Source organism: Paenibacillus xylanexedens (genome assembly GCF_007680605.1).
Taxonomy (GTDB): domain Bacteria; phylum Bacillota; class Bacilli; order Paenibacillales; family Paenibacillaceae; genus Paenibacillus; species Paenibacillus xylanexedens_B.
Map to the genome: position 1 here is coordinate 469620 of NZ_VEIO01000002.1, position 13106 is coordinate 482725.

Here is a 13106-nt window from a genome sequence, read left to right on the forward strand (position 1 = left end):
GCAATTAAAATCAGTTGTGCTCTGCTATAAAATGTGTATAATTATTCGAAAAAGAGATGTTTTTAAACGTCAGCACACTAAAGCTGTACTGCAAAACAATTCTTATCAGAGGTATTAAAAAGTTTAAATTGCGCTGATGTTAGGTCGGTGTTAAAATAATAGAACTATATCAAAAAACGTCGCTTCATCTTGAGTAGTCGTGCTAGCGGCTACGTATTGTTGTATATATGCTGTTACCGGATTACCGGTGTCAGTCCTTCGCAATAATGGCGGTCTTTACCGCAATACCAGGCTTACAACAGATATCCCAAGCTATCACCCCTCCATCTCAGCAGGCAGGCTTATCGCAAGCGAAATGCCAGCTCCTCCCGTTTCATTGTTGCCTGTTGTTATGTCTTGATCTTTCCGAAATACTTCATTATAGAAAGGTTGCGTTCCATGAGACACATCGGATTACCTCCAAAACAAGGTCTGTATGACCCACAATTTGAAAAAGATGCATGTGGTATGGGTTTTGTTGCCAACATCAAAGGAGTACCTTCACACGATATCGTTAGTCAAGCACTGACCATGCTCAGTAACATGGAGCACCGTGGGGGTCAGGGAAGTGAACCAAATTCCGGTGACGGAGCAGGCATCCTGATTCAGATTCCACATCGTTATTTCGCAAAGGAAGCAGAACGACTCGGTTTTGCTTTGCCTGAACAGGGATTCTATGGCGTAGGTATGCTGTTCCTGTCTCATGATCCGGTTGTTCGTACTGCACATGAAGAGAGCCTGAAGAAGATTATTGAAGAAGAGGGGCAGACCTTCCTGGGCTTCCGGGATGTACCTACGTATGATGAGATGCTGGGTCGTTCTGCACTGGCAGCGAAGCCTTATGTACGCCAGGTGTTTATCGGAAGATCGGATGAAGTAAAGGATGAGCTTGCATTTGAGCGCAAATTGTATGTCATTCGCAGACGTGCTGAACTGGCTATCCGTTATTCCGCAGACGAGGCGGAAGGAGAATCATTCTACCTGCCGAGTTTGTCTTGCCGTAAAGTGGTCTACAAAGGCATGCTGACAACCGAGCAGGTGGGCAAGTTCTATCTGGATTTGCAGGAAGAACTGGTTGAATCAGCGATTGCACTCGTACACTCCCGTTTCAGTACGAACACCTTCCCGAGCTGGGAACGTGCCCACCCGTACCGTTTCATGATCCACAACGGTGAGATCAACACGATGCGTGGTAACGTGAACTGGATGCATGCGCGTCAGTCCTTGTTCGAAAGTGAACTGTTCGGCGATGACATTGCGAAAGTAAAACCGGTCATTAATCCGGACGGTTCAGATACAGCGATGTTTGACAACACGCTGGAATTCCTGTACCTAAGCGGACGCTCCCTGCCACACGTGGCAATGATGATGGTTCCTGAGCCGTGGAGCACCGACGAAGGGATGGACCCTGCGAAAAAGGCATTCTATGAATACCACAGCACGATGATGGAGCCATGGGACGGCCCTGCGGCTATGGCATTTACAGACGGTTTGCAGATCGGTGCTACGCTTGACCGTAACGGTTTGCGTCCTGCCCGTTATTATGTAACGAAGGATGACCGAATCATTCTTTCTTCCGAAGTCGGTGTTCTGGATATCGCACCGGAAGACATTCTGTACAAAGATCGTCTGCGTCCGGGACGGATGTTGCTAGTCGATACTCAAGAGGGCCGTATTATCTCTGATGAAGAAGTCAAAGCGCTCATCGCTGCAGAGAATCCTTACGAGGAATGGCTTGAAGAGCACTTGATGGACCTGAACGAGTTGCCGGAAGCACCGGAGCTTCCAGACCCTAAACATGATAATGTTACGCAACTTCAACTGGCTTACGGATATACATTTGAAGAACTGCGCAAAGTGCTGGAGCCAATGGCATCCACAGGAATGGAAGCTACAGGTTCCATGGGTTATGATGCACCGCTGGCTGTTCTGTCAGATCGCCCGCAACGCCTGTATAACTACTTTAAACAGATGTTTGCACAGGTAACCAATCCGCCGATTGATGCGATCCGTGAAGAGATCGTTACCTCTACAGCGACAACGATTGGTCCGGAGCGTAACCTGCTTAACCCTGAACCGGAGAGCTGTCGCCAGATCCGTCTGGATACACCGGTATTGTCTAATGAAGATTTTGCGAAGATCCGTCACGTTCGTCGTCCAGGCTTCCGTTCCATGACGATCCCGATTTTCTTCACCGCTGCAGAAGGAGCAGAAGGGTTGCGTAAAGCGATGGACCTGCTCTTTGAAGCAGCAGACCGTGTCATCGACAAAGGACATAATATTCTGATCTTGTCTGACCGAGGTGTGGATGCCGAGAATGCAGCAATCCCGGCGTTGCTGGCTGTTGCAGGTCTGCATCACCACCTGATTCGTCAGGGTACAAGAACTAAAGTCAGCATTTTGCTCGAATCGGGAGAACCGCGTGATATTCATCACTACGCATTGCTTCTGGGCTATGGCGTAAGTGCGGTTAACCCTTATCTGGCATTTGAAACGCTGGATGATATGATTCAGCAAGGCTTGCTGCGCGGCATTTCCCATGAGAAAGCCGTTAAAAACTACATTAAAGCCGCAACAAAAGGCGTTATTAAAATATTGTCCAAAATGGGTATCTCAACGATCCAATCGTATCGCGGTGCTCAAATTTTCGAAGCCGTTGGTCTGAAATCAGATTTCGTAGATCGTTACTTCACTTGGACACCTTCGCGAATCGGTGGTATCGGTCTGGAGGAAGTAGCAGCAGAGGCGCTGACACATCACAACCGTGCCTTCACGGATAAGGACGGCAATGATAAAGTGCTGGATTCCGGCGGTGAATACCAATGGCGTAATGACGGGGAAGAGCATTTGTTCAACCCGCAAACGATCCATACGTTGCAACACGCTGTACGTACGGGCGATTACAAGCTGTACAAAAAGTATTCCAAACTCGTACAGGGTGAAAATGATCAATTGCTTACGATTCGTTCGATGTTGAAGCTGAAACCGGTCGGAGCTTCCATTCCGCTCGAAGAAGTAGAGTCGGTAGAAAACATCATGCGTCGTTTTAAAACGGGTGCGATGTCCTTCGGTTCGATCAGTAAAGAAGCTCATGAAGATTTGGCAATCGCCATGAACCGTGTAGGCGGTAAATCCAACACAGGTGAAGGCGGAGAAGATCCGGCTCGTTTCATTAAAGACAGCAACGGGGACTCCCGTCGCAGTGCGATCAAACAAGTGGCATCCGGACGTTTTGGTGTAACTTCCAACTATCTGGTTAATGCTGACGAGATTCAGATCAAAATGGCTCAAGGAGCTAAACCGGGTGAAGGTGGACAATTGCCAGGCCGTAAAGTATATCCTTGGGTAGCAGAAGTGCGTGGTTCTACACCGGGTGTAGGCCTGATCTCACCGCCGCCGCATCACGATATTTATTCGATCGAGGACTTGGCTGAGTTGATCTATGACTTGAAAAATGCTAATCCGCGTGCCGAAATTAACGTGAAGCTGGTATCTGAAGTGGGTGTCGGAACGATTGCTGCAGGTGTAGCTAAAGGTCGTGCGGACATTATCCTAGTCAGCGGTTACGACGGCGGTACAGGGGCATCTCCTCAAGGTTCCATCCGTCATGCGGGTATGCCGTGGGAGCTTGGACTGGCAGAGACACATCAAACGTTGATGCTTAACAACCTGCGTGATCGTGTTGTTCTTGAAACGGATGGTAAAATGCTGAACGGGCGCGACCTGGCGATTGCAGCGTTGCTTGGAGCGGAAGAGTATGGTTTCTCTACTGCGCCACTCGTTGCACTGGGCTGTATCATGATGCGTGTCTGCCAAATGGATACTTGTCCAGTTGGTGTGGCAACACAAAATCCGGAACTGCGTAAAAACTACATGGGAGACCCTGAACATGTCGTGAACTTTATGCGTTTCGTTGCTGAAGACATGCGTGAGATTATGGCTGATCTTGGTTTCCGTACCATTCAGGAAATGGTTGGACGTACAGATTGCCTCGAAACGGTAGAAGCTGTGGATCACTGGAAGAAAAAAGGTGTGGATCTGTCGGTATTGCTACACGTGCCTGAACTGCCAGAAGGCGCCGCACGTTACCGTACACAGCATCAGAATCACCAACTGGAAGAAACGCTGGATATGCAACAACTGGTGCCACTCGCGCAGCCAGCTATTGAATCGGGTCAACCTGTTGAAGCAGTTCTGCCAATCACCAACGTGAACCGTGCAGTGGGTACCATCCTGGGTAGTGAGATTACACGTAAGTATGGTCTTGCTGGTTTGCCTGAGGATACGGTTAAATTTAAATTTGTCGGCTCCGCTGGACAAAGCTTTGGTGCTTTTGTACCAAAAGGCATGACGCTCACGGTTGAAGGAGACTCCAACGACTACGTGGGTAAAGGTTTGTCAGGAGGCAAGCTGATTGTTATGCCTTCACCAAAAGCGACATTTGAAGCCGAGAATAACATTATTATCGGAAACACGGCTCTATATGGGGCGACTAGTGGGGAAGCGTATATCCGCGGTATTGCCGGAGAGCGTTTCGCTGTACGTAACTCAGGAGCCAAAGTGGTTGTTGAAGGTGTAGGCGATCATGGCTGTGAATACATGACAGGCGGGCGTGTCGTCGTACTCGGCGATACAGGTCGTAACTTTGCGGCAGGGATGTCCGGAGGTATCGCCTACGTGTATGATCCAAAAGGCACCTTCCTGCAACGTTGCAACCTGGAAATGGTTCTTTTGGAACGGGTAGAGGATACTTCCGAAAGTGCAGATCTACGCGGTATGATTCAACGTCATGTAGCACTTACAGGTAGTCTTGCAGGTCAACGTATTCTGGATACATGGCAGGATTCCCTGAATCAATTCGTACGTGTCATTCCGAAGGACTTCAAACGTATGACGGAACAGATCGAGCGGGTACAGGCGACAGGTCTGACAGGTGAAGCCGCTTTGCTGGCTGCATTTGAAGCGAATATGCGTGAGCTTGCGCGCACCGGAGGTTAATGTTTCGTTTATTTTCCTAAATAAAAGAAGAGCTTTGAAACAAAAGGAGTCTTATAGCCGCCAGAACGGCGTTATAAGGCTCCTTTTTGCTTTCGACAAAATTAGAACCCGCTCAAAAAACGTTATCGCCATGAGACGACAACATCAAGGAACGTTCTAACGTATAATTAGGTTTAGTTTTTGGAGTGCAAAGAGAAAGTATAAAGATAAGAGAGGTTAGCGGAATGAAGATGAAGCATCCAAACATGGGCGATTCTAAGCCGACAGGGAACAAAGTCGAAGCAACCCAGATGGACATCATGAAAGTTTTACTGCAATGTGGAATCGACCCGGAGCGTTTGAAACATTTCGTATCCTCCGACAGCAAGCGTACATGAGTTGGTGCACACCAAGGAATGGAGGGAAGTCATGATACACAAAAAGGCCCAGAAACCGGAGCAGGAAGTACTCGGAAACTGGGTTTTCTTCTCGGGTGTAGCATGATTAATCCATACTGCGTTCCATTCGTACAAAAGCAATAAAACGACGAGCTTCTTCCTCCGTTAAAGGTTTACCATCAATCATCAGATCAAAGCGCTCTAACACTTCCTTATCTGACAATTCAAGCGCATCCACGAATTCACGCACATCTTCATCCATAACCATATCACTTTGCTTCGTACGTCCAATCAGATAATCGATGGACACATCGAAAATATCAGCAAGCCGCGTTAACACCTCGAAATCCGGTTTGCGCCGGTTTTTCTCGTAGTGGGAAAGAGCTGCTCTGGTAATATGAATGGAGTTCGCAAGTTCTTCTTGAGTAAGTCCCCGCTGTTCTCGTAATTCAGCAATGCGATTTCCGTAGCTCATAAGCTATTTCCCCCTGAACACCATCATATATATTGAAACAATCCTGAGCCAAGTTTTTGATCAGGGTAAACGTTCCTGCAAATGTACTACGCCTCATTCGTCTCATATACCACTTAATAAATAGGTCTGTCTAAGGACATCTCATATTGTCGTAAATCAAAAGAACCATGTCCAAATACCGCTTGACATGATACGTATTGTATCGTAAATTGAACGTATGGAGTTACAAAATGTATCATCGTTAGTGTTTTAAGTATTTCCTCATGGTTTGAGCGTTATACCTGTCAAAAGCAAACGTTCTCGTCCATGCTGGCCAATCCATTCTAAAGGAATGAAATCATGAATTCAAAAATTCTTCAGGAATGGGCCGATCTGAGACCAAATGTCCATATGTACATTCAGGAGTTTCATGGGAAAATGGTAGACCGCAAAAGACGACCCGTCCTGTTACTTGGTATGGATACACAAGCGATCACTTTCCTGAGCGACCTGAACTTACCTGTATTATCAGAAATGGTACTAGGCTTGGATGTAGAAGACAGCCATGTATGCGTCAGGCTTCATGCCAAGCTGCAATGGAAACAGCCTTTCGGAGAACTGATATTGTATCATTCAAACTTGCATATTCAGAAAGAGCAAACACTATATATAACTGGACAGTTAAACAGAATGCTTACTGAAGTTGAATTTGAGGCGGTTTCCCGTTCTAGATATGGGAACGCAACAGATCCATCGCCTCAGCTAAAGCCTTATCGTTACATTGATTTTATCATATAGGATGAGGTGGACTCTGAACATTTTCTGAACAAGCATGTACTTAACGCCATTTTACTATATTTCGTAGCGTTATGCATTAGTTCTTTAACACCAAAAGCATTTGCGCAATGAATAAAGGGGCGAGGGGGAGCATACTATTTCAGGAAGTTTGGATATGGTTGAAATGCACTGCCACATTCTATTCGGTCTGGATGATGGTCCTGTTCAAATGGAGCAGTCCGTTGCGATGGCTGAGAAGGCAGTAGCTTCAGGAATTACCTCCATTATTGCAACTCCGCATCACCTGAACGGACAGTACAACAATGAACCAAAGGTAGTCAATCAGGCTGTTCATATGTTTCGTGCCGAGCTAGCCAAACGAAATATCCGTTTGCAGATTGGTCCCGGTCAGGAGATCAGAGTGCACGATGGGCTGATTGGAGACTTGTATGCAGGAAAGTGCTGCACACTCGCCGGTAGTCGTTATATGTTGCTGGAGTTGCCCTTTGGTCATATTCCCTCACAGTTCCCCGGAATACTGCACGAACTGCGAATCGCGGGAATTACCCCTATTATCGCTCATCCGGAACGCAACCTTGTCATTTTGAAAAAGCCATTGCTGTTGTCCGACTACTTGCTTCAAGGTGGACTATGCCAGCTAACGGCGGAATCATTCACTGGACTTTTCGGGCGAAAAGTTCAGAAGTGGTGTTTTCATTTTTGCAAAGAAAACGGGTTTCATTTCATTTCATCAGATGCACATGATACGAAACATCGGACGTTCAAACTGGATGTCGTATATCCGTTGCTCGAAAGACGTTTGGGACGTTGCTACATTCAACATTTTCAAGATAATGCACAATCCATATGGAATAATCAACGTATTTCAGCTGTATTACCAGCCAATAAAAAGCGCAGCTTTTTATTCTGGTGAGCAGCTACTGATGTACCAAATACATAGTCACTTATCATGGTTGACTTATATGGGAGGAAAATCGAATGGAACTCAAAGAGTATTTACACATTTTACGTAAACGCATCTGGATTATTGTTGCCTTCGTAGCTGTGGCTTGTATTGGTGCAGGTGTCAAAAACTACTTTTTTACTGTACCGATCTATGAAGCAGGCGCCAAATTAATTGTCAACCAGGCATACAATGCCCAAGGTGTTCCAAGTTTGGATATTGGCACTATTCAGACAAACATCAAAGTGATCAACTCTTATATGGAGATTATCAAATCTTCTGCAATCCTCGATAAAGTGGCATCTACATACCCCGATCTTGGCATGACTGGTAATCAAATCGGGCAGAACATCCGAGTTTCCACCGCCAATGAGTCCCAGGTTATGAGTCTAACGGCTACGGGGCTATCATCCGAAAAAGCCGCAAAAACCGTAAATGCAGTTGCGAAAGTGTTTAAATCTCAAATCCCCGTAATTATGAAAGTAGACAATGTCACAATCCTGAGTGAAGCGAAACCTACGGATTCCTCCAATCCCATTAACGTCAACCCCATCATCAATATTTTGATCAGCTTTATTGTTGGCCTATTACTGGCAGTAGGGTTTATATTCCTGCTGGAATATTTGGATGACACCTTGAAAACGGAAGACGAATTGGAGAAAGAATTAAATCTCCCTGCACTTGCTGTCATCTCCAAGATAAGAAAAGAAGAGAGCCGTATGTCAAAACAATCATCCATATCTCAAAAACAGGTAGGTGATGGACAATATGTCACGATTAACCAATGAACGAGTGGGCCTGGTCACGATGGCTAATCCCAGATCCACTTCATCAGAAGCCTATCGAAAGCTACGAACCAATATTCAGTTTTCATCCATAGACAGTCAGATTCAAACGATCATGATTGCCTCGGCATCCTCAGGTGAAGGGAAAACAACGACGATTGGCAATCTGGCAGTCACCTATGCCCAGGAAGGGAAAAAGGTTCTGGTGATGGATACGGATTTGCGTAAACCAGCAGTACATCTGATGTTTAATGTGCCCAATCATGTAGGGCTAACCAGTGTGTTATCGAGTCAATACAAAGTGACGGAAGTGCTTCGGGAAACCGGGGTGGAAGGTCTGCATGTCTTGTCTTCCGGGCCGATTCCTCCTAATCCTTCGGAGATGATCGGTTCACGTAAGATGACAGCACTGCTTGAGGGCCTGAAGGAAGAGTATGACGTTATTCTGTTCGATACACCGCCGGTTCTAACCGTGACAGATGCATTGATTATCAGTTCATTGTGTGATGGTGTCATTCTTGTGGTGAATGCAGGCAAGGTAAAAAAGGATCTGGTCAAAAAGGCGAAGGCTCATCTTGAACATGTGAACGCACGTATTCTGGGCGCTGTGCTGAACAATGTACAGATACCGAAAAGCCGCAATAACAGTTACGGGGAAAAATAACAGGCAAGACATTTGAGTTTTATTTTCAAATCATCTTAAAAGGTCATGTCTACTATACCTCTATCAAGGTAGGCACTCGGTCACACTGTGGGTAGTGTACCTTAGACGTGTATCGTCAGGGGTGTGATGTGAGGAGGGGTTCAATGCCCTATTATGAATGATTTATTTCATGTTTTCATGGTTTCATGGTTTTGAGTTTAAATAAAAAAACTAAATGGATAGGGTGATATCTATGACAAAGGTGAGAAAAGCAATTATCCCTGCTGCTGGATTGGGAACCCGTTTTTTACCTGCTACAAAGGCAATGCCTAAAGAAATGCTGCCTATTGTGGATAAACCGACTATCCAGTACATCGTTGAAGAGGCGGTTGCTTCCGGGATCGAAGATATTATCATCGTGACGGGTAAGGGAAAACGTGCGATTGAAGATCATTTTGACAGTGCGTTTGAACTGGAGCATAACCTCCTTGAGAAAGGAAAACTCAGTTTACTGGAAGAAGTCCGGAAGTCCTCCAACGTGGATATTCATTACATAAGACAGAAGGAAGCCCTTGGACTCGGGCATGCGGTCTGGTGTGCCCGGAATTTCATAGGCAATGAGCCTTTTGCTGTACTGCTTGGTGATGATATCGTCGTTTCAGAAGTACCGTGCCTGAAACAGCTCATCCAGCAGTATGAAAAGGTAGAGCAGTCAGTACTTGGTGTGAAAACGGTAAGTCCAAGTGAAACATACCGCTACGGGATTATTGATCCACTGCATACAGAAGGTCGCTTGTCTTCTGTGAAGAGTATGGTTGAAAAGCCGCCACTAGGTTCGGCACCGTCCAACCTGGCGATTATGGGACGATACATTTTGACTCCGAAAATTTTTGAGTATTTGGAAGAGCAAAATGTAGGCGCAGGAGGCGAGATTCAGCTTACAGATGCGTTGCAAAAGTTGAATAATGATCAAGGAATCAGTGCCTATGACTTTGAAGGTTCCCGCTTTGATGTAGGGGAGAAGCTAGGGTATATCCTTACAACTTTAGATTTTGCACTCAAAAATAAAGAATTGCGTGCACCGGTGCTGATGGCGATTGAAGAGATTCTAATGAAGGAACAAATGAATCAAATCCTTGTAGCTGGAGGGGATAGTCTGTGAAGCTATCAGGACCGGAATACTTTGGGAGCGGGGAAACCTTGGTTAAAGAGGGGAATGCCGCTGTACTTGAGCAGCCATACTCACAACGTGTTGGCGGGTATGCGGATGTGATGAAGCCATTGGCCGATTTTGTTATCGCTATTCTGTTACTGCTGATCACATTACCGGTCATGCTACTTTCAGCTATTTTGATTAAACTGGATTCCAAAGGGCCTGTGATTTTCAAGCAGGAGCGGTACGGGAAAAACGGAGTCAAATTTAACATTTATAAATTCAGAACGATGCGTACAGACGCACCGAAATATGGCCTATCGCCAACGACCAGCCATGATCCGAGGATTACGCGACTGGGCAGAATTCTGCGCAAAACGAGTCTCGATGAACTACCGCAGCTGCTCAATATTATCAAAGGCGATATGAGTTTTATCGGCCCAAGACCTGAGATGAAACGTATTGTAGAGGAATGTTATACCGATCTGGAACGCAGGCGTTTTCTGGTGAAACCGGGAATTACGGGATTGTGGCAGGTGAGCGAGGCTCGGAAGGAGCCTATTCACCATAATCTCCAGTATGATTTCCACTATATCTCGAATGTATCCATGAAAATGGACATTACGATCATTTTTAAAACGATCGGCGTAATGATTAAAAGCAACACCTTTTGACCATTTTGGATCATAATTTGGAGTGTGATGTAATGAAACATATTGTAGTGACAGGTGCTGCCGGATTTCTGGGCTCTCATCTCGTGCAATCCTTAATTGGCCAGGGTCATCAGGTTACAGGGATTGATAATCTTTCAACAGGTGTGATCCGTAATCTGGCGGAGGTCATGGAGAATCCTCATTTTGTATTCCATGAAGCAGATGTTACACATCCCGATGCGCTGGATATTTTCCTTGATCAGCAGGTACACGAAATCTATCATCTGGCTTCGCCTGCCTCACCGAAGTTCTATCAGGCGGATGCGATCGGCACGATCTGGGTGAACACGCGAGGAACCTATCATATGCTGGAACTGGCCCGGGTCAAAGGAGCCAAGTTTCTGTATTCCAGTACAAGTGAAGCCTATGGCGATCCCGAGATTCATCCGCAGCCGGAGAGTTATCGGGGCAATGTAAATACGTGGGGGCCACGAGCCTGCTATGATGAAGCCAAACGGTTAGGCGAAGTTTTTTGTTATGAATACTACACAAAACAACGGATTTCCGTGAAGGTTGCGCGTATTTTCAACACGTATTCTTCAGGGCTTCGCAATGATGACGGCAGGGTGATATCTAATTTTGTAACACAGGCGCTGACGGGTCAGGATATTACGGTGTATGGAGATGGTTCACAGACCCGATCCTTCTGTTATGTGGATGATAACATCCGGGGATTACAAGCTTTCATGGCGGAAGATCGTGCTGATGGGGAGATTATCAATATCGGCAATCCTATGGAATACACAATCCTTGAGGTTGCCCATCTGGTGAAACAGCTCACACAATCGGACAGTAAGGTTGTATTCTTGCCTTTACCTGAAGATGATCCGAAGGTTAGACGTCCAGTAATTGATAAGGCTCGCGAACTGTTAAACTGGGAACCGGAGATCGGTCTGGAAGAGGGATTGAAACGTACGATAGAACATTATCGATCCATGTTGCAGGTACAGGAAACTTGATAACACTGAACTGATAACAATGAAGCTGAATAAAAGCGAGTTGAGAACCGTGCAAACTATATTGATTGCTCACAGTTTATATCCACCCCATATTATTGGGGGAGCCGAGATATCCACACAAATTTTGGCCCAGACGCTGGAGTCCAGTTATGACGTTAAAGTCATTACGGTTGGTGGACATAAGGAGGGTGGGGTGCAGATGGATACAGTGAACGGGATTGAAATCTCGCGGCTACCATTTCATAATCGGTACTGGATCGGTGATACGGCAAGGCAGGCCAGCACTTCTGACAAAGTGTTATGGCGTATCCGGGATATTTTTAATGTGAAGCAGTACCAGCATATTAAACAATATTTGATGATGAAACGTCCTGCCCTGATCCATACTCAGAATATTCCGGGACTAAGCCTTGCGATCTGGAAAGCGGCGTTTGAACTGAACATCCCGGTTGTGCATACCCTGCGCGATTTTTCGTTAATTGAACCCATTGCGATCTCGGCATATTCCAGATTTTACAGACAGATCTCCAAACACTATAGCCGCAGGGTTTCTTCTGTTATTGGCATATCCGAGCATGTGCTTAACAAGCATACCGAACTGGGTTTTTTCGCGCACGCGTCCAAACATGTCATTCATAACATTGTTGAGCGTGATGATCAGGTTCAGCATGTTAATGCGGGCAAAACGGTTCGTCACCAGCAACCCCTGCACGTTGGATATTTTGGACAACTAACCGAGGTCAAAGGAGTTCAGTATCTGATTGAAGCGGTGCAAAAGCTCGATCAGCAGATCGTAGGAAAGCTGTTCATCCATGGGGATGGCCCTCTGCTCCAGACGTTACAAGAACTTGCAGGGGATGATCCCCGGATCGTGTTCGTGGGCAAAATCGATAAAAAGGAGATCACTTCCCAGATGAAAAAGATGGATCTCACGATTGTACCGTCCACCTGGGATGAACCTTTTGGCAGAGTGGTCATCGAATCGTATCAAGCAGGTACGCCTGTTTACGCTTCGAAGGTTGGGGGCATGCCCGAGATTTTGCTGGATGCGGACACCTTCTCTTTTACCGCTCATCGTGCCGATGCGATCCGTGACGCAATCCTCCATTACTATGCATTATCCGAAGCTGAGAAAAATGATTTAATGCTACAATGCTGCGAACACAGCTTATCCTTTAATGAAGATTATCTTCTCACCAGACATGAGATCATCTACGAGAAGTTAATTGGGGGTGAAGGTTAAG

At 46.0% G+C, this 13106-nt stretch carries 12 protein-coding genes; 10 read left to right on the plus strand and 2 right to left on the minus strand.

The window, feature by feature from the left end:
- Positions 1 to 315: 315 nt before the first annotated feature.
- Entirely contained in the window at positions 316 to 447 is a 132-nt protein-coding gene (locus tag FS818_RS29315; protein ID WP_260989895.1) for a hypothetical protein, read from the minus strand.
- On the opposite strand from FS818_RS29315, the gene gltB reads away from it, so the two are divergent.
- Both gltB and FS818_RS28835 read left to right on the plus strand, forming a co-directional pair.
- Entirely contained in the window at positions 439 to 5037 is a 4599-nt protein-coding gene (gene gltB, locus FS818_RS16650; protein WP_145333252.1) for a glutamate synthase large subunit, read from the plus strand. The two genes, FS818_RS29315 and gltB, sit on opposite strands and share 9 nt — an antisense overlap.
- Positions 5038 to 5261: 224 nt before the next feature.
- Positions 5262 to 5414, plus strand: coding sequence for a hypothetical protein (locus FS818_RS28835; RefSeq protein WP_186331437.1), 153 nt, complete (start codon positions 5262 to 5264; stop codon positions 5412 to 5414).
- Positions 5415 to 5520: 106 nt separating this feature from the next.
- Here FS818_RS28835 and FS818_RS16655 read toward each other — a convergent pair whose 3' ends face one another.
- Complete coding sequence (locus FS818_RS16655) at positions 5521 to 5889, minus strand: helix-turn-helix domain-containing protein (RefSeq protein ID WP_123063221.1); 369 nt, start codon at positions 5887 to 5889, stop codon at positions 5521 to 5523.
- Positions 5890 to 6228: 339 nt separating this feature from the next.
- On the opposite strand from FS818_RS16655, the gene FS818_RS16660 reads away from it, so the two are divergent.
- The 8 genes from FS818_RS16660 (at position 6229) to FS818_RS16695 (ending at position 13105) form a co-directional block, all read left to right on the plus strand.
- Complete coding sequence (locus tag FS818_RS16660) at positions 6229 to 6666, plus strand: hypothetical protein (protein ID WP_145333253.1); 438 nt, start codon at positions 6229 to 6231, stop codon at positions 6664 to 6666.
- Positions 6667 to 6820: 154 nt separating this feature from the next.
- Positions 6821 to 7579, plus strand: a complete 759-nt coding sequence (locus FS818_RS16665; protein WP_145333254.1) for a tyrosine-protein phosphatase — start codon at positions 6821 to 6823, stop codon at positions 7577 to 7579.
- Positions 7580 to 7644: 65 nt separating this feature from the next.
- A complete protein-coding gene (locus FS818_RS16670; protein WP_090918286.1) occupies positions 7645 to 8397 on the plus strand; it encodes a YveK family protein in 753 nt (250 codons plus the stop codon).
- Positions 8378 to 9058: a CpsD/CapB family tyrosine-protein kinase gene (locus FS818_RS16675; protein WP_145333255.1), complete on the plus strand. Its 681-nt coding sequence runs from the start codon at positions 8378 to 8380 to the stop codon at positions 9056 to 9058. Before FS818_RS16670 ends, FS818_RS16675 begins: the two co-directional genes overlap by 20 nt.
- A 232-nt stretch (positions 9059 to 9290) precedes the next feature.
- Entirely contained in the window at positions 9291 to 10199 is a 909-nt protein-coding gene (galU, locus tag FS818_RS16680) for a UTP--glucose-1-phosphate uridylyltransferase GalU (protein WP_145333256.1), read from the plus strand.
- Positions 10196 to 10864, plus strand: coding sequence for a sugar transferase (locus tag FS818_RS16685; protein WP_222128597.1), 669 nt, complete (start codon positions 10196 to 10198; stop codon positions 10862 to 10864). The genes galU and FS818_RS16685 overlap by 4 nt, the downstream gene beginning before the upstream one ends.
- A 32-nt stretch (positions 10865 to 10896) precedes the next feature.
- On the plus strand, positions 10897 to 11862 hold the full coding sequence (locus FS818_RS16690) for a UDP-glucuronic acid decarboxylase family protein (protein ID WP_145333257.1): 966 nt from the start codon (positions 10897 to 10899) through the stop codon (positions 11860 to 11862).
- A 19-nt stretch (positions 11863 to 11881) separates the two neighbouring features.
- Positions 11882 to 13105, plus strand: coding sequence for a glycosyltransferase family 4 protein (locus tag FS818_RS16695; RefSeq protein ID WP_145333258.1), 1224 nt, complete (start codon positions 11882 to 11884; stop codon positions 13103 to 13105).
- Position 13106 lies beyond the last annotated feature (1 nt).